This is a genomic window from Aeromonas sp. 2MA4 (assembly GCF_029237305.1).
GTDB lineage: Bacteria > Pseudomonadota > Gammaproteobacteria > Enterobacterales > Aeromonadaceae > Aeromonas > Aeromonas salmonicida.
The window spans coordinates 14,056-40,773 of sequence record NZ_JAACFY010000020.1 but is presented as its reverse complement, the minus strand read 5'-3'; the positions used below and the strand labels follow the sequence as shown (position 1 = coordinate 40,773).

General features: G+C 62.0%; 21 protein-coding genes. 11 read left to right on the top strand and 10 right to left on the bottom strand.

The features are described from left to right. Window positions 1-23 precede the first annotated feature (23 nt). From recD to GWQ31_RS18020, 6 genes are all read right to left on the bottom strand, one after another. Window positions 24-2,093 carry an exodeoxyribonuclease V subunit alpha gene (recD, locus tag GWQ31_RS18045; RefSeq protein WP_275909954.1) on the bottom strand — a complete coding sequence of 690 codons (2,070 nt, stop codon included), beginning with the start codon at window positions 2,091-2,093 and terminating at the stop codon, window positions 24-26. After that, window positions 2,090-5,725, bottom strand: coding sequence for an exodeoxyribonuclease V subunit beta (recB, locus tag GWQ31_RS18040; RefSeq protein ID WP_275909953.1), 3,636 nt, complete (start codon window positions 5,723-5,725; stop codon window positions 2,090-2,092). Before recB ends, recD begins: the two co-directional genes overlap by 4 nt. Next, on the bottom strand, window positions 5,725-9,129 hold the full coding sequence (gene recC, locus GWQ31_RS18035; RefSeq protein WP_275909952.1) for an exodeoxyribonuclease V subunit gamma: 3,405 nt from the start codon (window positions 9,127-9,129) through the stop codon (window positions 5,725-5,727). The genes recB and recC overlap by 1 nt, the downstream gene beginning before the upstream one ends. 236 nt (window positions 9,130-9,365) lie before the next feature. Then, complete coding sequence (locus GWQ31_RS18030) at window positions 9,366-9,758, bottom strand: DoxX family protein (RefSeq protein ID WP_005316605.1); 393 nt, start codon at window positions 9,756-9,758, stop codon at window positions 9,366-9,368. Between the two features lie 40 nt (window positions 9,759-9,798). Next, window positions 9,799-10,485 carry a pirin family protein gene (locus GWQ31_RS18025; RefSeq protein WP_021139925.1) on the bottom strand — a complete coding sequence of 229 codons (687 nt, stop codon included), beginning with the start codon at window positions 10,483-10,485 and terminating at the stop codon, window positions 9,799-9,801. A gap of 30 nt (window positions 10,486-10,515) precedes the next feature. After that, a complete protein-coding gene (locus tag GWQ31_RS18020) occupies window positions 10,516-10,848 on the bottom strand; it encodes a hypothetical protein (RefSeq protein WP_125609170.1) in 333 nt (110 codons plus the stop codon). 257 nt (window positions 10,849-11,105) lie between these two features. Here GWQ31_RS18020 and GWQ31_RS18015 point away from each other — a divergent pair, with 257 nt between their 5' ends. Together GWQ31_RS18015 and GWQ31_RS18010 are read left to right on the top strand one after the other, a co-directional pair. Beyond that, on the top strand, window positions 11,106-12,020 hold the full coding sequence (locus tag GWQ31_RS18015; protein WP_017411874.1) for a LysR family transcriptional regulator: 915 nt from the start codon (window positions 11,106-11,108) through the stop codon (window positions 12,018-12,020). Between the two features lie 438 nt (window positions 12,021-12,458). Further along, window positions 12,459-13,223: a helix-turn-helix transcriptional regulator gene (locus GWQ31_RS18010; RefSeq protein WP_005316617.1), complete on the top strand. Its 765-nt coding sequence runs from the start codon at window positions 12,459-12,461 to the stop codon at window positions 13,221-13,223. A gap of 142 nt (window positions 13,224-13,365) precedes the next feature. Here GWQ31_RS18010 and GWQ31_RS18005 read toward each other — a convergent pair whose 3' ends face one another. Further along, window positions 13,366-14,166 (bottom strand): UTRA domain-containing protein, encoded by an 801-nt coding sequence (locus GWQ31_RS18005; protein WP_275909951.1) that lies wholly within the window; start codon window positions 14,164-14,166, stop codon window positions 13,366-13,368. 196 nt (window positions 14,167-14,362) lie between these two features. On the opposite strand from GWQ31_RS18005, the gene GWQ31_RS18000 reads away from it, so the two are divergent. The 6 genes from GWQ31_RS18000 to GWQ31_RS17975 all read left to right on the top strand — a co-directional run bounded on the left by GWQ31_RS18000 (window position 14,363) and on the right by GWQ31_RS17975 (window position 19,676). Next, entirely contained in the window at window positions 14,363-15,409 is a 1,047-nt protein-coding gene (locus GWQ31_RS18000) for an extracellular solute-binding protein (RefSeq protein ID WP_275909950.1), read from the top strand. Window positions 15,410-15,418: 9 nt separating this feature from the next. Beyond that, window positions 15,419-16,252, top strand: a complete 834-nt coding sequence (locus GWQ31_RS17995) for an alkaline phosphatase family protein (protein ID WP_275909949.1) — start codon at window positions 15,419-15,421, stop codon at window positions 16,250-16,252. Beyond that, a complete protein-coding gene (locus GWQ31_RS17990) occupies window positions 16,252-17,148 on the top strand; it encodes an ABC transporter permease subunit (protein WP_005316629.1) in 897 nt (298 codons plus the stop codon). Before GWQ31_RS17995 ends, GWQ31_RS17990 begins: the two co-directional genes overlap by 1 nt. Further along, window positions 17,141-17,917, top strand: coding sequence for an ABC transporter permease subunit (locus tag GWQ31_RS17985; RefSeq protein WP_021139918.1), 777 nt, complete (start codon window positions 17,141-17,143; stop codon window positions 17,915-17,917). Before GWQ31_RS17990 ends, GWQ31_RS17985 begins: the two co-directional genes overlap by 8 nt. A 6-nt stretch (window positions 17,918-17,923) precedes the next feature. After that, on the top strand, window positions 17,924-18,931 hold the full coding sequence (locus GWQ31_RS17980) for an ABC transporter ATP-binding protein (protein WP_275909948.1): 1,008 nt from the start codon (window positions 17,924-17,926) through the stop codon (window positions 18,929-18,931). An 85-nt stretch (window positions 18,932-19,016) separates the two neighbouring features. Continuing rightward, entirely contained in the window at window positions 19,017-19,676 is a 660-nt protein-coding gene (locus GWQ31_RS17975) for an HAD family hydrolase (RefSeq protein ID WP_005316638.1), read from the top strand. Between the two features lie 38 nt (window positions 19,677-19,714). Here GWQ31_RS17975 and GWQ31_RS17970 read toward each other — a convergent pair whose 3' ends face one another. Next, window positions 19,715-21,325 carry a sensor domain-containing diguanylate cyclase gene (locus GWQ31_RS17970; protein WP_275909947.1) on the bottom strand — a complete coding sequence of 537 codons (1,611 nt, stop codon included), beginning with the start codon at window positions 21,323-21,325 and terminating at the stop codon, window positions 19,715-19,717. A gap of 109 nt (window positions 21,326-21,434) precedes the next feature. Here GWQ31_RS17970 and GWQ31_RS17965 point away from each other — a divergent pair, with 109 nt between their 5' ends. Together GWQ31_RS17965 and GWQ31_RS17960 are read left to right on the top strand one after the other, a co-directional pair. Further along, window positions 21,435-21,875 carry a DUF2214 family protein gene (locus GWQ31_RS17965; protein WP_169046955.1) on the top strand — a complete coding sequence of 147 codons (441 nt, stop codon included), beginning with the start codon at window positions 21,435-21,437 and terminating at the stop codon, window positions 21,873-21,875. 159 nt (window positions 21,876-22,034) lie between these two features. Continuing rightward, window positions 22,035-22,934: a DMT family transporter gene (locus GWQ31_RS17960; protein WP_275909946.1), complete on the top strand. Its 900-nt coding sequence runs from the start codon at window positions 22,035-22,037 to the stop codon at window positions 22,932-22,934. A 125-nt stretch (window positions 22,935-23,059) separates the two neighbouring features. Here GWQ31_RS17960 and GWQ31_RS17955 read toward each other — a convergent pair whose 3' ends face one another. Beyond that, window positions 23,060-23,920: an AraC family transcriptional regulator gene (locus GWQ31_RS17955; protein WP_265434484.1), complete on the bottom strand. Its 861-nt coding sequence runs from the start codon at window positions 23,918-23,920 to the stop codon at window positions 23,060-23,062. After that, window positions 23,917-24,402 (bottom strand): GNAT family N-acetyltransferase, encoded by a 486-nt coding sequence (locus tag GWQ31_RS17950; protein ID WP_265434483.1) that lies wholly within the window; start codon window positions 24,400-24,402, stop codon window positions 23,917-23,919. Before GWQ31_RS17950 ends, GWQ31_RS17955 begins: the two co-directional genes overlap by 4 nt. Window positions 24,403-24,564: 162 nt before the next feature. Here GWQ31_RS17950 and GWQ31_RS17945 point away from each other — a divergent pair, with 162 nt between their 5' ends. After that, window positions 24,565-26,013: a catalase gene (locus GWQ31_RS17945; RefSeq protein ID WP_099991446.1), complete on the top strand. Its 1,449-nt coding sequence runs from the start codon at window positions 24,565-24,567 to the stop codon at window positions 26,011-26,013. Window positions 26,014-26,718 lie beyond the last annotated feature (705 nt).

Genomic DNA, 26,718 nt, shown 5'->3' with positions numbered 1-26,718 from the left:
CCTCTTAATTTATTCCATGTATATCAGACTTTATTCCCCAACCGCTCCGCCAACCCCGAATAACGCTCGGTCTTTTTCCGTACCGCCTGTGCCAGCAGGGCGCGATCGCCGTAGAGATCGAGGCGGGCCTTGGCGCGGGTGATGCCGGTATAGACCAGCTCGCGAGTCAGCAGCGGGCTGGGGCTGTCGGGCAGCACCAGCACTGTATGGGCAAACTCGGAGCCCTGGGATTTGTGGATGGTCATGGCGTAGACCGTCTCGTGGGGCGGCAGCCGGCTTGGCAGCAGGGCGCGCAGGGTGCCATTCGGCTGCTCAAACCATACCTTCAACCGCCCGGTTTCATCGGGCAGACAGAGCCCCATATCGCCGTTGTAGAGGCCAACGCCGTGGTCGTTGCGCACCACCATCACAGGGCGACCGGCATACCAGTCGCCATCGCGGGCGATGAGGCCAGCCCGTGACAGGGCCAGTTCGAGCCGCTCGTTAAGCCCCAGCACCCCGAACGGGCCATCGCGCAGGGCGCAGAGGATCTGGAAGCTGTTGAATGCCTTGAACACGGCGGCGGGCTCTTCCCCCGCACGGGCCGCCTTGAGATAAGCGCCGTAACCGGCCACCCCCTGGGCAATCAGGGCGTCGTAGGCTTCACCCGCCCAGGGGTGCAGGCTGATATCGGCGAATCCTGCGCCCCAGACAGCCTCCACCGCAGTGGCATCGCCGCTGTTGCAGGCGCGCGCCAGCTGACCGATGCCGGAGTGCTGATCGAAGCGCCAGCTCTTGGCCAGCAAACAGAGGCTGTCGCGCACCGGTGCTCCTGCGGGCGTGCCCTGCAAGCGGTAGCCGGTCTGGCGGGAGAGCCAATCCGCCTGCGCCGGGCTGATGCCCTGTTCGATAAAGCTGCAGATATCGCCGAGCACGGCCCCCGCCTCCACAGAGGCGAGCTGATCCTTGTCGCCGAGCAGGATAAGACGGGCGTGGCTTGGCAGCGCATCGAGCAGGCGCGCCATCATCGGCAAGTCGACCATGGAGGCCTCATCCACCACCAGCAGATCCAGGTGCAGCGGGTTGCCCGCGTGGTGGCGGAACTGGCTGCGCCCCGGGATCACACCGAGCAGCCGGTGCAGGGTGCCAGCTTCGGTGGGGATCGCCTCGACCCATTCGGGGGGCAGATCGAGAGCCTGCAGGGCAGAACCGATACTCTCGGTGAGACGCGCCGCCGCCTTGCCGGTGGGCGCCACCAGCCGGATCGCCGGCGCCTTGCCTGCTTGCAGGCCGGTTTCCACCAGAATGGCTAGGAGCTTGGCAACCGTAGTGGTCTTGCCGGTGCCGGGGCCGCCGGATATCACCGCAAAGGGGCGCGCCGCCGCCGTGGCCGCCGCCAGCTTCTGGCCGTTGCAGCAGAGCGCCTCGGGCACCAGCGCATCCAGCTTGCTCAAGTCGCTGGCAGCCTGAGCACTGGCCAGCAGCGCCTCGATGGCGGGCCAATCCACCTCGCTCGGGAACACCAGATCGAGATACTTCTCGATAAAGTGGCGGGTCGAGAAGTCGGGGGCGAGGCGTGCTTTCAGCAGCGCCGCGAACACCAACCCGTAGTCGCGGGCAAACAGCCGCGACAGAGCCGGGGCTATCTCCGGCCACTCGGCGCGCTCGCTCAGGGCGCGTAGATGACGGGCCACGCCCTGCTCGTGGTCGTGATAGCGGGTGAGGTAGAGGCGCCCGTGCCAGAGCCGCAACGGCCAGCGCGGGGCGACCTCGTCATCCTGTTCTGTGCCAACGAGCGGGCTGGCCGCAAACAGGGCGGGCCAGCGGGCCGGATCCGCCAGATCCACCAGCAGATCCCGGCTCTGCTGGGGATCCAGCCCGAACGGCCGCAGCGATCCAGCAGATAACATTTCAAGCGGCAGGCAGACATGGCCGCGCCCCAGCTCGAAGCAGGTGAGCGCAGCCCCCAGCACCAGCTCGGGGCTGCCGCCAAGATCGGCCACCAGCTTGGCAAATTGCAGATCCAGCTGGCGAATGCGCCCCGTCAGCGCCAGTGCTTTCAACCGTTCGATCATGATGATGCTGGTCGCCGTGCTGATCATGGTGTCGCTCATGCCTCTACCTCGTTCAATGAGTGGGATCCCGCTGCTGGCGGCTCACTGCCTTCGCTAAACAACCGATCCAGCCCCAGCACCAGTTCATGGCTCGGGCGGGTATGGAAAATGCCCCCTTGCGGCATACCGCGCAGGAACAGATAGAAGACACCGCCAAAATGCTGCTCGAAGTCGTAGCCCGGCAGGCGCAGGGTGAGCAGCCGGTGCAGCGCCAGCGAGTAGAGCTGGTATTGCAGGTCGTAGCGATGCTCGGCCATGGCCCGCTCCAGCGCCGGTCGGCTGTAATCGGCCGGGCTCATGCCGAGGTGGTTTGATTTGTAGTCGAGCAGATACCAGCGCCCCTGCCACTCGAACACCAGATCGATAAAGCCCTTGAGCATCCCCTGCACTGTGGCAAAGCTCAGCGGCTTGTTGCCCCGCGACAGCGGGTCATGCTGCTGGCAGAGCGCAGTCAGCGCCGGTGCCGTCACCCGCCCCATGGGCAGGAAGAACTCCAGCTCCACCTGTTTGCGCTCGGGCGCCAGATCCCGCAGTCGCACCGGCTCGCCAAAGCCGGTATCCAGCGGGGTATCGAGCACCGCCTCCACCTGCTGTTGCAGCACCGGGGCCCAGCTTTCATCGAAGCCATCCTGCGCCAGCAGGCTGGCGATATGGTGCGCCAGCGAGTCGCCACCGGCGCTCTGAAAATCGATGGTTTCGAACAAGCTGTGGAGCAGGGTGCCGGGGCGCGCCCCTTTCGGGAAGGTGAAGATGGAGGGCTCAGGCGCGGCCACCTCCCCCGACTCGGCCAGCAAGGCAGCCGCGCTCGCCGACTCTGTGGCTACCTCGTCATCGAAGCCGGGATTGGCGAGCACGCCCTTGCTGTGACCATTTCCTTGCGCCGCCAGACCCGAGTAGGAGCTGATCCACCAGTCCCGCTCAAGGGAGCCGGTAAAGTGGCGTACCTGCGGCTCGCCAAGCTGCTCCTGCTCCACTGGCAGCGGGGCGGGACGGGTGAGCGAGGGCTCACCGACAGCCACACCGGGCAGCGCCTGCGACAGTTCGGTCAAGGCGGTCGCCAGGGTTTCGGCATCTCCCTCTTCGCCCTTTTGCAGCAGGTAGCCGATGGCGGTGTGGTGCAGGTCTGTCTTCTCCGACTTGCCGTTACCGGCCCGCACCGGTGCCAGCCCCAGCCAGGTGGCGTAGACGCCCCGGGTCAGCGCCACGTAGAGCAGTCGCAAGTCTTCGGCGAGGCGCTCTTTGTCCGCTTCCGCCAAGGAACGCTCGGCGCCGGTCAGATCGAGAATGGTGCGATTGCCCACCTCGTCCGCCTCGTGATAGAGCGGGGTCTCGGCGGTTCTGTGGCTGCAGATAAAGGGCAGGAACACCAGCGGGTACTCCAGCCCCTTGGATTTGTGGATGGTGACTATCTGCACCAGTTTACGCTCGGATTCGAGCCGCAGTACCTGTTCCGCATCCTGGCCGCTCGGGCGGCTCACCGCCTCCCCCAGCCAGCGCAGCAGGGCATATTCCCCATCCAGCTCGCTGCTCACCTGTTGCAGCAGCTCAGCCAGATGGAGGAAGTTGGTCAACCGCCGCTCCCCATAGGGGCTCGCCAGCAGGGAGGAGGCGAGATTGCGCCGGTGCAGCAGGGCCCGCAACATGGCCAGCACGCCACGGCGGTGCCAGATCTTGCGGTACTCCATAAACTCCTGCACTGCGCTCTCCCACGCCCGTTCGTCCGAGGCCAGCGCATCGAGCGCCCTAGCATCCAGATCAAACAGGCCGGTGGCGAGCGCCGCCCGCAGGCTACGCTCTTCGCTCGGGTTCTGGCAGGCGTGCAAAATCAGCAGTATCTCCCGCGCCTCCACCTGCTCCAGCACGCTCTCGCGGTTCGACAGATAGACGGAGGCGATGGCGAGCCGCGCCAGCTCCTGCTGCACCAGCTTGCCCTCCGCGCCGGTACGCACCAGCACGGCGATATCTCCGGCCTTCACCGCCTGATCGCCTATCAATGCCTTGCCCTCGCGGGCCAGGGTCAGCAGGCGGTGGATCTCGGCGGCTGTGGCGCGAGCCATCTTGCTCTGGTAATCCCCCCGATTGAAGGTGGGCTGACCCGCCAGCTGCCAGCAGTGGAGCACGGGCGCGGTGGCGCCATCGAGAACAAGCGCCTTGCTCTTGCCCTGCGCCTCCACCGGCAGGAAGGGGATATCCGCTTCGTAGATAAAGGGATCCCTGGCCCGCTCGAACAGGCCGTTGACCGCCCCCACTAGCGCACTGCTGGAGCGCCAGTTGCGCCCCAGGGTGTAGTGGGCGCTCACATTTCGCCGCGCCTGAATGTAGGTAAAGATGTCGGCGCCGCGGAAACCGTAGATGGCCTGCTTGGGGTCACCGATCATCAAGAGCGCAGTGTCTTGGTGGCCGCCACTCTCTTGTGAACCATAGAGACGATGGAAGATGCGGTACTGCTGGGGGTCGGTATCCTGAAATTCATCGATCATCGCCACCCGATAGGTGGCGCGAATGCGCTCACACAGCCGTTCGCCCAGGCTGGAGCCGAGCGCCCCGTCGAGATCCTTGAGCAGGTCATCGAACGAGAGCTGATGGGCCTGCCGCTTGCTCGCCTGCATCCGGCTGCGCACCACCCTGGCCGCCCGTTGCAGGATAAGGTCACGAATACCGGGGCGGCTCGCCAGCAGCTCGTCGATCTCGCTGAACAGCGGCAGGGTTGGTAACGCCTTCCCCTTGCTCAGCTTGGCCTCCAATGTTTCCTGGCCGAAGCGCTCGAGATCCTTGGGCAGGGTATAACCGCTGGTCGGATCCTGTGCCCAGTCCCCGATCTTGGCGAGCCAGCCTTCGTAGTTCTTGCCGGTATAGAGCTTGATTTGCCCCTCTGTCTGGCGGCGGATCTCGTCCCCTTGTGCCAGCCAGCCATTTTTCACCGCCTCGATACGGGCCATGGCCGCCTGATGACGAGCGGCAAGGGTCTCATCCCCCAGCGCAGGCAGTATCTCCAGCTCGCTGTTGTCGAGCCAGCTGCTCATCTCCCGCAGCAGGGCGGCGGGGCTCGGCCAGAGCGCGCGCACCGAACTGGCCAGGGTTTTATCCACCGGATAGAACTCGGCGCGCCAGTAGTCACTCACCGCCTGCAGCCTGAGCTGGCTGTCATCGGTGAGAAATTCGGTTTCAAAGAGGGCGCCAGACTCGAAGGCATTCTGCGTGAGCATCCGCTGGCAGAAGCCGTGGATGGTAAAGACAGCCGCCTCGTCCATCTGCCGTTCGGCGGCCAGCAGGCGACGGGCCGCCAGTTCGTGATCCTCCACCTCTTCAAGCAGCTGGGCCAGCAGCACATCCTTGCTCTCACCACGCAAAAACGCGAGGCGCGCCTCGTGGATGCGGGCGCGGATCCGCCCGCGCAGCTCGGCGGTGGCCGCCTCGGTAAAGGTCACCACCAGGATCTCGGTCACAGAGAGCGGCCGTTCGTGGGCGCTGGGCTGACCGGTATCCGCCCCATCTTCGATAAGCGGGCCGTGACCCAGCAGCAGGCGCAGGTAGAGACCGGCTATGGTGTAGGTCTTGCCGGTACCGGCAGAGGCTTCGATCAGTCGTTCACCGTGGAGGGGAAAGCGCAGGGTATTGAGCGGGTTAGCCATTATTTCAGCTCCTCCAGGGTCTTGAATAGCGGGGTCAGGTGCTCGCGGGCCAGCGCCTGCAACTGGCTCAGCACGGCTTCATCCAGTTCGGGGAAACAGCGGGCAACGTAAACATCCTGCCCCTCACCGGTCACCATCCAGCCGCCGTTGAAACGGGTGAGGGCCGCCTTGTCGGCGGCATCCGGTTTGTCGGGCTCCTTCTCGATCGTCTTGAGCCAATCCCATGCGGTGTTGGGGAAAAACGGCAGCGGCCGCTTCATCCCCTGCGCCCAGCACGCCACCAGCGCCGCCAGCTTGGGGCGCGCCTCGTCGGCAGCAAGAGCAGGCAGCCGCAGACTCTGTTTGGCATCGAACAGCAGGGTGTCACTGGGGGCATAGCTCAGGCAGAGGCAGAGGTGCTGGATCCAGCCCAGCAGCAGATCCTTGCCGTTGAAGCTGCCGGGTTTCACCACCAGCAAGCGCCCCTTCTGGGTGTCGATCCACCCTTGCAGCTGGCCCTGGGCCAGTGATATATCGATCTCCACCGCCTGTTTTTCACTGACCCAGGGGCGCAGGCGCTCCGCCAGCTTGCCCATCTCGGCGTCCAGATCGTCCAGCAGCAGGCTGCCGAACCAGCCTTGGGGCAGCAAGCCGGTGAGCTGCAACCGCTCGCGCCGTATTGCGCTGTCACCCTCGGCCAGATGGGAATCGAGCAGCAGGGCCTTGAGCTGATAGTGCTGCAGACCGTCCAGCTCGAATGGCTCGCTGTCTTCGATATTGGCTTCGTTGAGTTCAAACCACACCTTGAGGCGGCGGTTGAGGAAATACTTGGCGGGCTGGCGATAGAAGCGCAGCAGCTCCGCCAGCTCCAGCCCCTGCTCTCTCCCCCATTCGGGCGGCAATGGCAGCTCGCCACTCTGGAAGTTGGCGGCACCACGCACCGGGTTAAGGGCGGGCAGCCAGTCGGCGGCATAGGTAAAGAGGCGGGACTCTGCTTCCGGATAGAAGTAGCTGCGGCTGTAGGGGGTGAGCGGGTGCTCGACCACCAGGTGCTTGAGCAGCCGCTCGCCGGAGGTCTCGTCGTCGAGCGCCTCATCCCCCGCCAGCACGAAGCCCTGGCGTACATAATCGATCAGCTCCGCCAGCAAGACGGACGGCACCTTGTCGCTGTTGTCCTGGGCGCTGAAGCCCTGATAGCTGATATAGAGCCCCTGCTGGGCGCTGAGCAGCGCCTCCAGGAACAGGTAGCGGTCATCATCGCGGCGGGAGCGATCCCCGCGCCGCGACGCCACCGCCATCAAATCGAACCCCATGGGGGCCAAGGTGCGCGGGTAGACGCCGTCGTTCATGCCGAGCAGGCAGACCTGCTTGAAGGGGATGGAGCGCATCGGCATCAGGGTACAGAAGTTGACCTGACCAGCGAGGAAGCGCTGGCTGGAGCGGGACTCCCCCAGCACCTTGCCGAGGTAATCTTGCAGCAGGTCGGCAGTGATGGGCTGATCGAAGCGGGCCTCGCCAAGCTGGGTCTGCCAGTCGGCCAGCTGGCTGCGGATCAGTTGCAGCAGGCGCTCTTCTTCCTCGTCGGCCAGATAGAAGCGATCCAGCAAATCAAGGAGGCAGGCTGACCACTCGGGCAGGCTCTGCTCACGCTGCAAACGGGGCAGAAACTCCGCCAGGGAGTCGACAAACCAGGCCAGCTTGCCAAGGGCCAGGCCCTGCTGACCTTCGATCTCGGCATAGGGCAATATGCTGGCCACAGCGCCCTGCTGCCCTGCACCATGATCGGCGCAGAACGACATGCCCGCCACCGGCTCCCCATCCCCCATGGCAAAGCCCAGCAACATGCGGCGCAGGCCGAACAACCAGCTGTTGCCGGACATGCGCGGCAGCTCAAAGCGCTCCGGGTAGGCATCATCCAGACCCCAGCGGATGCCGGTCTCCTGCACCCAGACCCGCAGCTGGTTGAACTCGTCGTCATCCAGCTCGAAGCGGCGCAGCACGGCGGGCACCTCGAGAATGGCGAGCAGCTCGCCGGCGCCGAGGCGGGCGCTAGGCAGGTGCAACAGGGCGAGGAAGCTTTGTAGCAGCGGGCTCTCCTGGCTGGCTGCCCGATCCGAGACCGCAAAGGGGATCTGGCCCCGGGCGCCAAAGACGGCCTGAATGTAGGGGCCGTAGCTGTTCACATCCGGCATCATCACCACAACGTCTTTCGGGGTGAGGGACGGGTCCCGCTCGAACAGCGCCAGCAGCCGGTCGTGCAGCACTTCGAGTTCCCGCATCGGGCCGTGGCAGGCGTGGATCTGCAAGGATCCATCCGCCGGATCGATCGGGCTCTTGTGGTGGCTGCTGTCGAGATCGAACTGGCCCTCGCCCCGCGACCCCAGCTCCAGCACATCCTTCTGGATGGCGCGCAGCAGCCTGACATTGCCACTGGCGTCCACCTCGTTGATATCGACGAAGGCCTCGATTTGTGGCACCTCCAGCTCCATCAGCTGGTGCAGATAGTCACGCCCCAGCTTGCCCATGGAGGCGAGCAGCGGGTTGGCAGGACCCTGCAGGGTGTCGAGGTCCGTGCCCGGTTTGAGCTTGTTCTCCAGCCGCGCCAGAGTTTTGCGATCGAGCAGATCCCCCCAGTAGTAGCGGCAGGGATTGGTGACGAACAGATGCACCTCCACCTCGGGTCGGCTGCCAAGGGCCAGCAGCGCCTCCACATAGCGCGGCGGCAGCGCCGAGATGCCGAACACGAAGACCCGCTGGGGCAGCTTGCCCGGCAGATCCCGGGTGCGTTGCAGCTCGTGGATGAACTCCTCGTAGAGGTTGGCTCTGTGGTAGCCGCTGGGGCTCAATGCCAGGGTGCGGGCCACCAGCTCGCGCCACAGTTCGGGCTGCCAATCCTGACCACTCACTCCGGCCAGATCCTGGCTCCCTGTTCCGACCAGCCCTTCCCCCTCTTCCCAGCGAGCGATCCAGTCAGGCCGGTAGACCAGATACTGGTCGAACAGATCCGCAATTTTCTGGCAGAGCTGCCACAGTCGCACCTGTTCTGGTTCCTGCAACGGCACTTCCTCATCCCCACCGCCCAGATAGGCGGCCAGGGGGGCAAAGGCGGGACGGCTAAGCAAAGCGGGCAGAATGGTCATCAGCTGCCAGCTCATGGATCCCTTGTTGTAGGGGCTCTGGCGGGGCACGTCCGCCAGCACCCGGGTGAACATCTCCCAGATAAAGCTGGCGGGAAGCGGAAATTCGATATTGGCGGCGATGCCGAATGCCTTGGCCAGTTCCAGCTTGAGCCACTGGGCCATGCCAGGACTCTGCACCAGGATCTGTTCCTGCTCGAAGGGGTGAGCGAGAGGTGCCTGCCGGATGTGGTTGACCAGCAGCTCCTTGAGCAGATCCAGCTGATTGGAGTGGTAAAGGGTAAACATGGACGACTCCCGCCAATTCAAACGAGGGGGTGAGCACGGAAAAAGATGAGCGATTCCCGTCACTTCACACGAAATGAGATTGTCAGGGATCGAGGGGGAAGATGCAAAAGGCGCTTGTTGCCCCTGATGGCGCCGGCGGCAGAATATGCGGGCGGTCGCACATTTGTCCCGGGCACAAAAAAGCCGGTGCAGTTGCACCGGCTAAAAGGCGTTGGAAAACTTGAACCTTCAGGGTATTACCAGTTCTTGCCGAGGCGGGCATCCAGACTGAACGCCCCTGCACCGGCCGCCGCCAGGGCCAGGAAACCACCGGCCACCGAGACGTTCTTCATAAACATCAACATCTGCATCTGATCCGCAGGCTGATAGTGGAAAATAAAGGCGGCCATCAGGGTAAAACCGGCCAGCAATACGGCGATGCTGCGGGTAAACAGGCCCAAGACCACCGCCAGGCCACCACCCAGCTCAAGCAAAATTACCAGCGGCAACATGAACCCGGGTACGCCCATGGCTTCCATATAACCCTGAGTACCGGCATAACCGCCGATCTTGCTCCAGCCTGCCATCACAAACATCAGCGCCAGCAGTACACGACCCACCAGCAGTGCCATATCTTTCATCTTGTCCATTTCAAATTCCTCGTTTTACGTCAAATCACCGCTGACTGCTTCAGGGTAGGTCAAATAACAGGGCTTGGCTGGCACTCGTTGCCACCAGATCCCATTTGGGTTCATCACGACTGAGTACCCCGTCGCCGGGTCGGGCAGCCAGACCGTTGGCGGTCAGCTCCCCTGAAATCATCTGCAGGTAACCGTGTCGGCCAGCCAGCGCCCAGGTGAGACTCTCACCGGGTTCGAGCTGCAACTGCCATACGCGGGCCTGCTGGCGGATCCTGAAGGATCCTGCTTCGCCATCCGGTGATGCGACCAGCGTCAATCCCGGGTTTGCTTCAATCTTCTTCTGCTGATAACCGGGGGCCGTGCCGTGTTCGTTCGGCTCGATCCAGATTTGCAACAGGGAGAGCGGCTCCGTCTGCGAGGGGTTGTACTCGCTGTGCCGGATGCCGGACCCTGCGCTCATCAGCTGGAAATCCCCTGCCGGTATCTGCTCGGCGTGGCCGAGGCTGTCCTTGTGCTCTATGGTGCCGCTCAGCACGCAGGTCAGAATTTCCATGTTGGCGTGAGGGTGAGTGGCGAAGCCGCCACCAGGTGACACCAGATCCTGGTTGATGACCCGCAGCACCGAGTGTCCCATCCAGTCCGGGTCATAGTAGTGCCCGAACGAAAAACTGTGGCGCGCATCCAGCCAGCCGAAGTTGGCCTTGCCGCGCGCTTCTGCGGCTCTCAATTGCATCATGGTGTGCTCCTCACGTACCAAATAGGTCGATTAACGTTGGCGGCCGTCACCCAGACCGAACGGGATGCGGTAGTCACTGCTCTGATCACCCAGGCTGACGGTCAGGTTGCCCTGAGTGCGGCTTGGTATCTTCACCTGCTGAGCGCCCATCAGATTGGCGTGGACAGAGGCAACCAGATCACCGGACTCATCGCGCACTTCCAGCGTGGGGTTGGCCTTGCCATCCATCGCAGCGGTTGCATGCCAGTTTACAAACAGCACGCCCGGTGCGGCATTGAGGTCGGCAGGAACAGAAGCCTGTGCAAAACCTGCGGTCATCAGGCCTGCAACGGCCAACATCTTGATTACGTTTTTCATGTTCATTTACTCTCTTGGTATTTGTGTCATTGCCTGGACCGGTTTGGCCAGAATCAATGCATCCGTGCAAGAGGTTATTCAAATAGTGTGTTGTTCTTTCACCGAAGTCAGACATCCTGATTTACGATGTCACAGCCCGGAACTACCTTTTATTTGGCCGCTCGGCCTTCCTGCCTAAGCGTTGATTGAATATTAAAGTGACTTGGCCTAAGTTGTTAGCGAGATAAACTGGCAAACATGTTCAAAAAAATTGAAGGTATGAAATGGCCAAGGAATCGAACAAGGAACGGGCGCTGACCCTGGAGGCGATCCGGGTGCTGGACGCCATCGATCGCCGCGGCAGCTTCGCGGCGGCCGCAGACGAGCTGGGCAAGGTCCCCTCGGCGCTGAGCTACACGGTACAGAAGCTGGAAGACGAGCTGGACGCCATGCTGTTTGATCGCAGCGGCCACAGAACCAAGTTCACCCCGGCCGGCCGCATGCTGCTGGAGCGAGGCCGGGTGCTGCTGGAGGCGGCCGAACATCTGGTGGGCGAAACCCGGGCGCTGGCCCGGGGCTGGGAAACCGACATCACCATAGCCGTTGATGCCCTGGTGCCGGTACAGGCGCTCTATCCCCTGGTTGAAAGACTGGCCGAGCTGACGGATACCCGATTGAGGTTTCGCGCCGAAGTGCTGGCGGGCAGCTGGGAGTGTCTGGAAGATGGCCGCGCAGACCTGCTCATCTCCTCTCTCAACCCTGACATCATGATGACCGGCATCAAGCATCAGGCGCTGCAGGAAGAGGTGATGCTCTATGTCGCCCACCCGGATCATCCGCTGCATCGGGAGCCCGAGCCCCTGGCGGACGAGACGCTGCGCCGCTACCGCGCCATAGCGGTCGCCGACTCTGCACTGCGCAAACCCGTGCTCACCTATCGCCTGCTGGACAAGCAGCCACGCCTCACCGTCAGCACAATGACAGAGAAGCGTGATGCCCTGCTGGCGGGGATCGGCGTCGGCACCATGCCACTGAGCTGGATAGAAGAGGACATCAAGGCCGGTCGACTCAAGGTGATCAGCCCCGAATATCGTCACCAGATCCAGGTCGTGCTGGCCTGGCGCCGCGATACCATGGGCAAGGCCAAGAGCTGGCTGGTGCGGGAGATCCCCAAACTGTTTCCCTGCAAGGGAGAGTAAGAGGGGGAACACTCAGCATGACAAACGGAGGCGGCGCTCGCCTCTGCTTGACGGCGGGCTCAAATTCGGGGAAAAGAAAAAAAGCGGACCTCTTGCGAGTTCCGCTCAATGCCAGGAAAGAATAAAAACCTTGCGGTTTAAAAAACCCTTAAATTGGAAGCAAACAATCGTTTTCTCAACCAGGAAGGTCTTGAATCCGATTCGTTTTGAATTATGCGCGATGTTTTATGCATCACCAGTAAAATGTTGAACGGTTGAAGGATATGCACCGCTGAGTATCACTATCTGCAACCTTCATCGCTAACTGGTCTGGCCATTTCAATCGTTTTCAACGGGTTTATTTCCTCTGGTTTTTTTAAGTGTCAATATCTGAGCCCATAACCAGAAAAGAACTCAGTTTCTGACACAACATAAAGATGCAGATAAAGGAATAGTTGCATGACCTATAGCCAGACCCTGGCCAACCACATTCTCGACACCCTGAAGAAGACCCTGACCGACAAGGGGATCCGCTATCAGACCCTGGCAGAAGCCATGGGCGTCTCCATCGCCACCGTCAAACGCATGATGAACAAGCCCTCCCTGCCGTTCGATACTCTGCTGGAAATCTGCCACCTGGTGGGACTCTCGTTCGAGGAGCTGCTGGATCGCACCCAGGATGCCCAGAGCCGCCGGGCCGTCTTCACCCAGGAGCAGGACGAGGCGTTTCACAAGGAGCCGGGGCTTTACGCCTTTCTCGCCAACATCTTCTGGCGCGACAAGACCCTGATCGATCTCAAGCGGGAGTACAGCCTGACCGATGCCTCCTGCTACCTCTACCTGCGCAAACTGGAGAAGCTCGGCATCTTGCAGCTCGGCATAGACAACAGCTACCACTTCCTCATCAGCGAGCGCATCAGCTTCGAGCAGCACAGCCGCTTCGCCCGCCAGCAGGCGCGCCAGGCAATGTCGGTGCTGGGTGACTATCTGGTGGAGAACATGCACAAGTCCAACAACTACATGGCGCTGTGCCAGCTTCATCTGGACGAGAGCGAGGCCATGGCACTGATAGAGCGGATGAAGGAGTACTGGCATCAGGAACTCAAGCTCAACCGCCCCGCCATCGGCCAGCGGGAGGGCAGCAAGACCTACACAATGTCGCTGCAGCTGGCGGACTGCGGTTATCAGAGCTTCGACGATCTGATCCCCAATATCGATAACTGATCCCGGCGGATCCTGCGGGATCCATCTGATTTGGTCAGCTCGATAGCGGCAATTCAGACCCTCTTGCTGCCATCGGATGCAGCGCCCGGGTGTCCAGATGAATGCGTATGGCCACTGTGCCCGTCCGTGCTCTGGCGCCCCTTTAGTCTGTGAGTTGAACTGTCTGCGATCTGCCTGCGACCGGCTGCAACACCCGCGTATCCAGACAGATGCGGATCGCATCTGGCCGCCAGTGCTCGATATCGCAATCCACCAGCCCCCCTCTCTCGTCATAGTTGACCCGCACCAGCCGCAGCACAGGGCTCCCTTCCGCCAGAGTGAGGGAGCGGGCTATGGTGCCCCGCGCCGCCGAGGGGGTGATCTCGAGGCTGGCCCCGCCCTGGCCTATGCCATAGCGCTGCTGGTAAAGCTCGGTGAGGGAGCTGGCCAGCGGCGCGCTGGCGATATCGGGAAAACGACTGGCCAGCAGATGGTGGCTGACGTGGAGCACGGGACGATCGTCGATCAGGCGCAAGCGGCGGATCTCGTAAAGCGGCGTGAAGGGATCCAGCCCCATCCAGTGACACAACTCGCTGCTGGCCAGGGCGCTGCCGTGGGCCAGCACCCGGGTCTCGGCGATACGCTGCTGCTCGCCGATCCACTGGTGGAAATGGGTATGGATGGCGGGATCATAGGTGAGTCTGGGCGGTGCCACGAACCAGCCACGCCGCTCGGCCCGGTAGATAAGGCCATCCGCTTCGAGGCTGGAGAGCGCCTCCTTGATGGTGATGCGGGTGGTAGCGAAGCGCTCGCTCAAGGCCCGTTCGGCGGGCAGCTGCTGCCCCGCCGCCAGCTGACCGCTGCCGATATAGCGGCGCAGGGTCTGGCAAATCTGTTCACACTTGGAGGGGCTCCGGCCAGCGGCCAACCCCTGCTCGCTCAATCGCAACTCAGTCACTGTCACATCCCTTGGTCATTCAGGTTTGTTCACCGCTGGAGTAGACCAGCGTCTATTGGCCCTGAGTTGTAACCCGTCTGGATGACAGTGCCGTGACAGCCCAATTGTCATCAAACTGCCATCAAAACGCCCCGCCACCGTCATATTCCCCCTCTAGCATCCCTCTCGAACCTTAACTGACCTAGTCCAGAGGGATGGGATGATGAAAAGCGTGATCGCAAGTGCACTGGCTCTGGTAGCCATCAGCCAACCACTGTTTGCCGCCGACAATATCGCGGATCTTGAGAAGGCCGCCCGCGGCGAAGGCCAGCTCCACAGCATCGGCATGCCCGACAGCTGGGCCAACTGGAAGGACACCTGGCAGCAACTGGGCAGCATCTACGGCATCAAGCATCAAGATACCGACATGAGCTCGGCCCAGGAGATCGCCAAGTTTGCCGCCGAGAAGGTCAATGCCACCGCCGACATCGGTGACGTGGGCGGTGCTTTCGGTCCGGTCGCGGTCAAGCAGGGGGTTACCCAGCCTTACAAACCCTCCACCTGGGCAGACATTCCAAACTGGGCCAAGGATGCGGACGGTCACTGGATGCTGGCCTATACCGGCACCATCGCCTTCCTGATCAACAAGGACCTGGTCAAGGCCGCCCCCACCAGCTGGCAATCCCTGCTCGGCGGTGACTACAAGGTGACCCTGGGTGATGTGGGCGTCGCTTCCCAAGCCAACAACGGCGTGCTGGCGGCGGCCTATGCCACTGGCGGCAGCGAGAAAAACCTGAAACCTGCGCTCGAGCTGTTCGGTCAGCTGGCCAAACAGGGACGCCTCTCCCTGAACGACCCTTCCATCGCCAATATCGAGAAGGGCGAAGTGGAAGTCGGCGTGCTGTGGGACTTCAACGCGCTCAACTACCGCGACAAGATAGACCCCAAGAAGTTTGATGTGGTTATTCCGAGCGACGGCTCCGTCATCGCCGGCTACACCACCATCATCAACAAGTGGGCCAAGAACCCCAATGCCGCCAAGCTGGCGCGGGAATACATCCTCTCGGACGCAGGTCAAATCAACCTGGCCCGTGGCTACGCCCGTCCCATCCGCAGCAATGTGGTATTGCCGGATGACGTGAAAGCCAAGCTGTTGCCTGCCGAGCAGTATGCCAATGCCAAGCCGGTCAGCGATCATGCCGCCTGGGAACAGAGCTCCAAGGCCCTGCCGCGCCAGTGGCAGGAAACCGTCATGATCAACATGCAGTAAGGGGATCCCGTGCAACACAAGGTGATAGTGGTACTTGTGGATGGCCTGTCTGCCGAGGTAGCCCACACAATGGGCTACCTCACAGGCATGGTGGAGGCGGAGCGCGGCTTGTATACGACCCTGAGCTGTGCCCTGCCCTCCCTCTCCCGGCCGCTCTACGAGTGCATCCTGACCGGCGTACCGCCAGCGGCCAGCGGCATCACCCACAACGGTGTCAGTCGCTTGAGCCAGCATGAATCCATCTTCCATCTCGCCCGAGCCGGCGGCAAACGCACGGCAGCCGCGGCCTATTACTGGGTGAGCGAGCTCTATAACTGCACTCCCTGGCTGGCGCTGCGGGATCGCTATACCCATGACGAACAGCTGCCGATCCAGCACGGCTGTTTCTACTGGGATGACAGCTACCCCGACAGCCATCTGCTGATGGATGGCGAGTGGCTGCGAACCCAACATGACCCCGATTTTCTACTGATCCACCCCATGGGAGTGGACGATGCTGGCCACCAGTTTGGCCTGGATTCGCGCCAGTACCGCAACCAGGCACGCCGCATGGACAGTCTGCTGGCCGATCTGCTGCCCCAGTGGCTGGGGGAAGGCTACCAGGTACTGGTGACCTCGGATCACGGCATGAACAACGACTTGAGCCACGGCGGCACCTTGCCCGAGGAGCGCACTGTACCGCTCTGGCTGTTTGGCGATGCCTTTGTGGCCCAGTGGCCTGCCGGACCGGCCTTGCAACAAACCCAGCTCTGCGGCCTGATGGCCGACTTGCTTGGCGTTGCCCATGACAAGCCTAGCGGCCTGCCGCTGCTCAAGGCTGCCTGCCTGCGCGAGGTGCACTGATGATCTCTGCCGCCACAAGGATCCTGCCGGATCAAGTAGTGATCCCGCGTCAAGCCCGTCGCCACTGGCTGCCTGCGCTGGTACTGCTGCCGTTTTTCCTCTTGATGATACTGTTCCAGCTCGCCCCCATGGTGTGGGTACTGGTGGGCAGCTTTCAAACCCCGGATGGCTGGGGCCTGGATCATTACCGGGAGATCCTGAGCTCCCCCTTCTACCTGCAATCCTTCACCAATTCGCTGCGCATCGCCGGTATCGCCAGCCTGGCAGGGCTTGCCATCGGCACCCTGGGGGCAGCGGCACTGCGCCAGAGCGGTGAGCGGGTCAAGCGAGCCCTGCTGGCGTTTGTCACCATGACCAGCAACTTCAGCGGTGTGCCGCTGGCGTTCGCCTTCATCATCATTCTCGGCATCAACGGCGCCATCACACTGCTGCTCAAATCCTGGGGCTGGATCGACGGTTTCAACCTCTACTCAGGGGCTGGTCTCATCCTCATCTACACCTATTTCCAGATCCCCCTCGCCCTGCTGCTGCTCTACCCGGCGTTCGATGCACTGCAGGATGACTGGCCCCAGGCCGCCGCCCTGCTGGGGGCCAGCAAGAGGCAGTATGTGTGGCACGTGGCACTGCCGGTGCTGACGCCAGCACTGCTCGGTACTCTCATCATACTGTTTGCCAATGCGGTAGGAGCCTATGCCTCGGCCTATGCCCTCACCACGGGCAACTTCAACCTGGTGACCATACGGGTGGCCAGTCTGGTCTCCGGCGACATCTTCCTCGAACCCAATCTGGCGGCGGCGCTGGCGGTGATCCTGATGGTGCTGCTGGGGGTGGTGACGGCGGCAAATCAATGGCTGCTCAAGCGCAGCTACCATGCGAAGGGAAATTCCCATGAGTGAACTCCAACCAAGCTGGCCGCGCTGGGTGCTGAGCATCCTGGTGGCAACCCTGCTGCTGCCACTGCTGGCGACCCTCCTCTACTCCCTCTCCACCCGCTGGGGGGCGACCCTGCTGCCGGATGGCTTCACGCTGGAGTGGTATCTGCAACTGTGGGGGGACCCGCGCTTCCTGGCTGCCTTCGGCCGCAGCCTGTTTGTCTGTTTCGCCACTCTGCTGCTGGGCACCCTGGTGCTGGTCCCGACCGTGCTGGTGGTGGCCTACTACTTCCCCAAGCTGGATCCCTGGATGAACCTGCTGATCCTGCTCCCCTTTGCGGTGCCGCCCGTGGTCTCCTCGGTGGGGTTGCTGCAGATCTACGCCGACGGCCCGCTGCCGATTATCGGTACGCCCTGGATCCTGGTAGGCACCTGGTTCACAGTGGTGCTCCCCTTCATGTATCGGGCGCTGGCCAACAGCTTGCAGGGCGTGCCGCTCCGGGATCTGATGGATGCCGCCCACCTGCTGGGGGCAAGCAGCACACGCGCCTTCGCCCTGGTGGTACTGCCAAATCTGCGCAAGGGGCTGCTGGCAGCGCTGTTTCTCTCCCTCTCCTTCCTGCTGGGTGAGTTCGTATTTGCCAACATGCTGGTGGGCACCCGTTACGAAACCCTGCAGGTCTATCTCTACAACATGCGCGCCACCTCGGGCCACTTCACCAGCGCGCTGGTGATGAGCTACTTCCTGCTGACCCTGCTGCTCACCTGGGCGGCGAACAGATTCCATCGGTGATCCCATATGTTCCATCTAGAAGTAAGCCAACTGCACAAATCCTACGGCGAGACCAAGGTCTTCGAAGGGATCGAATTCGGTATCCGCAAGGGGGAGCTGGTGACCCTGCTCGGCCCCTCCGGCTGCGGCAAATCCACCCTGCTGCGGGCGCTGGCCGGGCTCACTCCGGTCGATGGCGGTCAGGTTCGGGTGGCAGGTGAGGACATCACCTGGCAGGCGCCCCAGAAGCGTGGCATCGGCATGGTGTTCCAGAGCTATGCCCTGTTCCCCAACATGACGGTGTGGGACAACGTGGCCTTCGGCCTCAAAATGAAGCCCCAGCCGGGACGGGAGCTGGCCGCCAGCGTGCAGGAGGCTCTCAGCCTGGTTGAGCTGGATGGCTTCGAGCGCCGCTATCCGGGCGAGCTCTCCGGCGGCCAGCGCCAGCGGGTCGCCCTCGCCCGCGCCCTGGTGGTACGGCCGCGGATCCTGCTGTTGGATGAACCCCTCTCTGCGCTGGATGCCCGCATCCGCCGCAGCCTGCGATTGCAGATCCGCGAGATCCAGCAGCGGCTCGAGCTCACCACCATCTTCGTTACCCACGATCAGGAAGAGGCGCTGACCATGTCGGATCGGGTGTTCCTGATGAACAAGGGGGAGATAGTGCAAAGCGGCAGCCCGGAGCAGATCTACACCCAGCCTGCCAGCGAGTTCGTGGCGAGCTTCATTGGCCACTACAACCTGCTGGCCCCAGAGCAGGCCAAGTCACTGTTCGGCCCCCGTTTTCGCGGCACCCTGGCGCTGCGACCCGAGTCCATCAACCTGCTGCCAGCGGGGGTGCAGAGCCTTGATCCCTGCCTGCCCGGCGTCATTCGCCAGCAGCAGTTGCTCGGCAACATCATCCGCTATCAGGTGGAGTGCGAAGCGGGGCTCTTGACGGTGGATACCCTCAATCGCTCGGCCCGTGACCTGTTGCCGGTGGGCACGGCCGTTACCCTGGCGGTGGCCCGGGATCAGCTGTGTGAGGTAGCATAAGCGATGGATCACACCCCCTTTAAATCGGCGAGCGGCCAACATGCCGCCCGTCAATCATCACAGTTATGGATAGCTAGGAGCAGGCATGGCGCTGGCACTGTTTGATTTGGACGAGACCCTGATTGCCGGGGATTCCGCCAGCCTCTGGCTGGAGTACATGGTGGCTCAGGAGCTGGCCCCTGCGGGCATGATCGCCGAGGAGCAGGCCATGATGTCCCTCTACCATCAGGGCAAGATGGATATGCAGGAGTACATGGCGTTCACCCTGCAACCCCTGGTGGGCAAATCACGCCAGTGGCTCGGCCAGCAGTGCCACCACTTCGCCGAGCAGGTGTTGCGGGAGCGGATCTACCCCCAAGGGCTGGCACGCATCGAATGGCATCGTCAGCGTGGCGACACGCTAGTGCTGATCTCGGCCTCCGGCGAGCATCTGGTGGCACCCATGGCGCAGATGCTGGGGATGGATCACTGCGTCGCCATACTGCTGGATGAAGAGGAGGGTCGGCTGACCGGCCAGACCCGCGGCACCCTGAGTTTTCAGGAGGGCAAGGTAGTACGCATCAACCAGCTGTTTGCCACAGACGCAGCCCCCTGGCAGGAGAGCTTTGGTTACAGCGATTCCCACAACGATCTGCCGCTGCTGAAGGCCGTGGCCCACCCCCATGCGGTCAATCCGGCCCCCGGCCTGCGGCAAGTCGCCGCCGAACACGATTGGCCCACCCTCGACTGGCAACTGGCCTGCTAAATCATTGGCAGCTGGCCAGCTGAATGAAGAAGAGGCCCTCAGGCCTCTTCGTTGCTCAACACGCTGTCGTTGGGCGGGCTCCCCTTCTCGGCGACCGTTTCGTGCAGGCTGCCCAGATAGATGCGGTTCTTGCCATCGCGCTTGGCGTGATAGACCTCGGCGTCAGCCACCGCCAGCAGGGTCTTGCCATGCGCTATCTCGCCACTGGCCACCAGCCCGCCACTGAAGGTGATTTTGAGGCCGGGTTCACGCCAATCCAGTGACTCCACCCCCTTGCGAAACTGTTCCAGCAGCATCTGACAGAAGTGGATGTCCGGATTCGCCATCAGCACCACCAGCTCTTCCCCGCCGTAACGGCAGACCCAACCGTGATCCCCCAGCAGTTGCATACCCAGCTGTGATACTCGCTTGAGCACTACATCTCCGGTCTGGTGGCCATAGGTGTCGTTGACCAGCTTGAAGTTATCGAGATCGAGCATGGCCAGACAGAAGGGCTGGCGCTCAATCAGCAGGCGATTCAAACGCTCGTCGAAGAAACGACGGTTGTAGAGACCGGTCAGCTTGTCCAGATTGGCCTGCTGGCGAGCCTCGTGATAATCCTTGCCCGCCTCGGCCAGCTCGGCATAGACATGCTTGAGCTCCTGCATTCCCCCCTGGGGCACATCGTCGGGTTGGGTCCGGCTGGCCCGGATCATGGAGGAAATCTCATTGAGCATGCGGCGAAAATAGCGGGACCACACCAGCGCCAGCATCACATAGAGCACGCAGGCCAGCACCACCATCAGCAATACGTTGAGGGAGACCCTGTCGACCACCGCCTGAACACTGGCCGCGGGTTGCACGCTGATGAGCACCCAGTTCCGCGCGGGCAACTTGCTGTAAGCCACAAACAGCTGTGCATCCTTGTCCAGAAAGATGCCGTCCTCCCGATTGAAACGGGAAAGCCATTGAGGATGGTCCATGGGCTTGAGCAACTGGTCGGGATCCGGGTGTACCAGCACCTTGCCGGACTGGTTGACGATCATCTGGTAACCATTGTCCGCCTGCCGGTTCAGCTGGGCCGAGAAAGGCGCCAGAATGGCATCGACCGCAAAGACCCCTCGCACCTTGCCACTCTGGTCAGTCAGGGCCCGCGCCAGCGCTATGACCAGATTGCCATTGGTGTAGTCGTAGTAGGGCTCGGTCCAGACCATTTCGCCCACATGCTGGCTGGCCAGCTGATACCAGGGCCGAACCCTGGGATCAAACTGGGCATCTGCCTGCCATTCGGGATAGATCAGCATCTGGCGCTCGGCCGTGCCGACATAGATGTAGATCAGGTCAGCCATGACTCCCTTGTAAAGCTGCCAGGCCTTCAGGTAGGACTCTGTGTTGTGCAGGCGAGGGCCGCTGATGTCTTCGACCTTCACCTGGTCATAGATCAGCGTAAACTGTCGTTCCATCTCGTGGAGATAGGGCTCGATAAAGACGTGGCGCAGCTGGTGATTGGTGGCGAGCAGACGCTGCTGCAACTCGTTTTGCAGGCTGCGTTCCATGTGCAGATAGTAGATGCCGCCCAGCATCAAAACGGGAATGAACAGCAGCAGCAAACCCAGCCGCATTCTGGCAACCAGAGACCAGGTTTTCTTGGAGACGACTCGCTTGCCCAAACAGGACTCCTGCTACCACCAGACATGATGTAATGTCAGAATATCAGCCCGACCGGATGGCGTCCAAAAGGAAGCGCACTATGTTATTAATCAGAAAGGTCTGCAACGGATGCTGAACACAAACCTGCTGATGGCGCTGCACTATTGCGCCGTGATCACCCTGACAGGGGCGATCACTTCCGAGTATTTCCTGTTCCGGCGCGGCATGTCCATCGAGCAGGTACGCAAGCTGTTGCTGGCCGATGGTCTGGCAGCGCTGGCCCTGCTTCTCATCTTCATCACGGGTGTCTTGCAAGTGCTCGCTCACCCGGACCAACCCGCAATACTGCTCGCCAACCCAGGCTATCGCACCAAACTGCTGCTGTTTTTCCTGATGGCCATCAGTTTCGGCTACCCCAGCCGCCTCTTCTATCGCTGGCGCCGCTCCCTGCGCCATGGCCGGGCCCCCATGGTCTCCATCCAGCAGCAGTTCTGGGTGATCTGGATCCTGCGCGGCAATCTGTTGCTGCTCGCCCTGATCCCTCTGCTGGCCAGCCTCGCCAATAGCTGATGTGATACGGCTCCTGCGTAGTCGTTCTCTCTTCACATAAGCCAGCCCTGGCGAGCCAAACTCGCGAGCCGCTAAAGACAAATCCCCCCGCAGACGGTTATCTTGGTGGCTGGCGCCGTGAGGATGGGCGCCCGCCACTTTCTCAGGGATGAAATCCGTATGCGTTCGAACATGATGTTATTGATGGCCGCCGCCATCTGGGGGCTGGGCTTCGTCGCCCAGCGCCTGGGGATGGATCACATGGGGCCTTACACCTTCAATGGCCTGCGCTTCCTGCTCGGCGCCGCCTCCCTGCTGCCACTGCTGTGGTGGCTCAAGTCTCGCCAGCCCGCGGGCCAGTCCGACGATCGTCGCCTGCTGCTGACCGGGGGCCTGCTCGCCGGAGCCGTGCTGTTCAGTGCCGCCTCCCTGCAACAGGTGGGGCTGCTCTATACCACGGCAGCCAAAGCGGGTTTCATAACAGGTCTCTACATCATACTGGTGCCGGTGATCGGGTTGGCCCTGCGTCACAAGACAGGGACCAATACCTGGGTCGGCGCCCTCATCGCCATGGCGGGGCTCTATTACCTCAGCGTGACCGAGGACTTCACCATAGGCTATGGCGACCTGCTGCAAGTCGCTGGCGCCCTGTTCTGGGCCATTCACCTGCTGGTGCTGGATCACTACTCGAGTCGGGTCGCGCCGATCCGGTTGGCGGGGGTGCAGTTCCTGGTGTGCGGCCTGCTCAGCCTGGCCGTCGCCTTCACCATAGAGATGCCGACTATCAGCGGCGCCGTGGCCGGGTGGCAGGCGCTGCTTTACGCCGGTCTGGTGTCGGTCGGGGTCGGCTACACATTGCAGGTGGTGGGTCAGCGCGGTGCCCATCCTGCTCACGCAGCCATCATCCTCAGTCTGGAAACGGTATTCGCCGCCATCGGCGGTGTGCTGCTGCTTGGCGAAATCCTCGATGAGCGGGCTATCGTCGGCTGCTCCCTGATGCTGGCAGGCATGCTTATCTCTCAGGTACGCCTGCGCTGGTGGTGGAAATCGCGCAAGGATCGCCTGCCGAAGCAGGGCTAACAGCGCGGCGCGAGCGGCATTGCACAGAACGAAGTCAAAAAGAGGAGCCATATCGGCTCCTCTTTTTGCTGCACTCGTTGTTGCACCCACAATGTTGCGTTTTGCTGTACTCGACCCCGGCCCCCTCAGCGTTGAACGCTGGAGCAGAAGCTGACGTCGTCACGCAAGGGGTCATTGCTCACGCTGTGGTATAGCTCGAAACAGGGCCCGTCACCGAACGCCAACCCGGCTGCGACGATATCGCCGACATGCTCCTGCCAACGCGACCCATACTGACTGCGGTCCGTGATGAGATAGCGGGACTGGGCGTAGCGACCGGCGGGAATAAGCTGGATCTCGACCTCCCCTGCGCCGACCGTGCCCGTCGGCACTGTCACACCTATGTCGGTGCGGCACTGGGCCGGCGGCGTGACTTCCGGGTTGTCGTGGTAGATGAAAATCCACTCCCCCTGCGCCAGACCCCGCGCACTCGCCCACTGGTGCAGTTGATCACAGACAGGGTCATACCCTTCGCCATAGGGGCCGGTGACGCGAATATAGGCCAGGGTGCGGGCATCCATCTCGATGGTTTTCATGGTGTTGCTCCTTGCTGATGAGTGGTCTTCAGCATAAGGGAGCAGCCGGTCGCTGGCGTGTCCATCCTTGCTCAACAGGTGTCCATTCTTGCTCTTGTCCCGGCGAAACGCCCCCGGCGTGCAGCCGTAGTGACGCCGAAATGCCTTGGCAAACGCCTGGGAGCTGGCCAACCCCGCACCCAGCGCTATGGTAGTGACACTGGCGTCCGTGTAACACAGCTGCCAGGCAGCCCGCTGCATGCGCAAGCGCCGACACATCTCCCCCGGCGCCTCGCCCGCCACTGCGGTGAACACCCGGTGAAAATGGTAGAGGGAGAGGCAGGCCCGATCCGCCAGCGCCTCGATGGAGAGATCCGGATCCTGCTCCAGCGCCCGCAGCACAGGGATGAGTCTGCGACGGTAGTCGATCACGGGCGGATCCTGGCCATGTAGAGCGCATCCACATACTCGCCCTGGCGAAACGCATAACCGCGAGCCAGCCCCTCCTGTTCGAACCCGAACTTGCGATAGAGCGCCAGCGCAGCGGCGTTGTCGCGGTAGACGGTGAGCTCGATGCGCCGCAGATTGAGCCAGTTGTCGGCCATTTCCAGCACGGCGCCCAGCAGGGCCGAACCTATGCCCTTCCCTGCCCAGTCATCTCGCACGCCCATACCGATACAGGCCACATGCTTGCGCCTGGGATTGGGCTCCATATGCAATGAGATCTGGCCCACCAGCAGACCATCCACCTCCGCTACCAGCGCCACTACACCGCTGTTTTCCAGCCGCTGCTGCCAGACCCCCAACGCTGGATAAGGCAGTTGCAGCGTACCGGCCTGAGCATGAGACATGGCATAGAGATCCCGCAAGGCGGGGGCATCGGTGGGTTCGGCATGACGGATAGTAATCTGCATATAGGGCTCCTTTGGCTGACTTTCATCATGCCCCATCACCAGTGCCGGGTCATCCCCCCACAATACCCATTTGCGATACCTATCAAAGGGCTAGGAAAGGCCCATTGGCCCATGAGGAGCGGGATCCGTAGGCTGACCCCCTATCAACAAGGAGAGACATTCATGACTGACAAGACACTGCACAGTGCCAACGGCGCCCCCGTCGTCGACAACAACAACAGCCTTACCGCCGGTCCCCGCGGCCCCGTGCTGATGCAAGATATCTGGTTGATGGAGAAACTCGCCCACTTCGACCGCGAGCGCATTCCCGAGCGGGTGGTTCACGCCAAGGGCTCGGGCGCCTACGGCACCTTTACCGTGACCCACGACATCAGCGCGTTCAGCAAGGCCGACCTGTTCAACGCCATCGGCAAGCAGACCCCGGTCTTCCTGCGCTTCTCCACCGTAGCCGGTGAGAAGGGGGCTGCCGATGCCGAGCGAGACGTACGCGGCTTCGCCCTCAAGTTCTACACCGAGCAGGGCAACTGGGATCTGGTGGGCAACAACACCCCGGTCTTTTTCATCCGCGATCCGCTGAAATTCCCCGACTTCATCCACACCCAGAAGCGGGATCCGCGCACCAACCTGCGCAGTGCCACCGCCGCCTGGGACTTCTGGTCACGCCACCCCGAATCCCTGCATCAGGTCACCATATTGTTCAGCGATCGCGGCATTCCCAAGAGTCTGCGGGAGATGAACGGCTACGGCAGCCACACCTTCAGCTTTATCAACGACGCCAACGAACGCTTCTGGGTCAAATTCCACTTCAAGACCGAGCAGGGCCACAGCTTCTACACAGATGAAGAGGCGACCAATGTCGTCGGTCAGGATAGAGAGACCAGCCAGGCCGATCTGTTCAATGCCATCGAGCGGGGCGACTTTCCGCGCTGGAAGGTCTATGTGCAGGTGATGCCGGAGGCCGACGCTCAGAGCTACCAGATCCACCCGTTCGACCTCACCAAGGTGTGGCCGCACAGCGACTATCCGCTGATCCCGGTGGGCGTGCTGGAGCTCAACCAGAACCCGGACAACTACTTCGCCCACGTGGAGCAGGCGGCGTTCACCCCGGCCAACGTGGTGCCCGGCATCGGCTTCTCGCCGGATCGCATGCTGCAGGGACGGCTCTTCTCCTACGGCGACACCCAGCGCTATCGCCTCGGGGTCAACCACGGTCTGCTACCGGTCAACGCTCCGCGCTGCCCGTTCCACCACGGCGCCCATCGTGATGGCGCCATGCGCAGCGACAGCAATGGCGGCGCCAGTCCCAACTATCAGCCGAACCGTTTCGGTACCCTGCAGCCGAGCGAGCAGCACGAACCGGCCTTGAGTCTGGAAGGGGCTGCCCTGCACTACGATTTTCGTGACTACGACAGCGATTACTACAGCCAGCCGGGCAAGCTGTTCCGCATCATGGATGAGGAGCAGCGCTCGCGCCTCGCCGCCAATATGGCACGCTCCCTCATCAACGTGGAGGATGACGCCATCGTCGTCGCCCAGCTCCGGCATCTTGAGCAGGCCGACCCCGAGTACGCCAAGCGGGTGGAGCTGGCACTGGCTGCGCTGCAACGCTAAGCGACTAGGATGCAATAAAAGAACGGGGGCCGGCGGGCTCCCTTCTTTCAACCCCAGTACACGGGATAAATTCTGAGCCCACGGCATGTCGAGTTTTGCAGCAGAAACGGCAATAAAAAAACGGAGCCCCAGGCTTAATGCCAGTCAGTTAAGCACTTTTATGACTAAATATTCGAGATGTTGAATATCAAGAACGGTTCCATGGTTAAAGAGTCAATTTGGCTCTAACCCTTGCCCTGACCGGCATGCAATAAAAAGAGGGAGGCATCATGCCTCCCTCACTCTTTAGCCCTTATACCCCGCGGGTTGGGACTCAAATTCTCTTAACTGACTGGCATTAGAGCCCCAGGCTCCGTTTTCAATACGGTATCAATCCCGAACACAGCGCCCTCGCGCTCCGCCCGTTCCCGTACCAACAGGCGTTTATACCACCAGTGACTGCGACGACGTTGGATATGGCAAAGGGAGGAAGAGCGACCCGCCCACGACTGAATCCATCGCACGTCGAGTCTTGCAGCGGAAAGGGTAAATAAAAAAACGGAGCCCCGGGCTCCGTTTTCAATGCTGTATCAATCCCGAACGGAACGCGCTTCGCGCTCTGCCCGTTCCCGTACCAACAGGCGTTTATACCACCAGTTACTGCGACGACGTTGAGTATTGGAAGAGCGACGAGCCATTTCTTAGGTCCCAGCCAAGAGAAGGAAA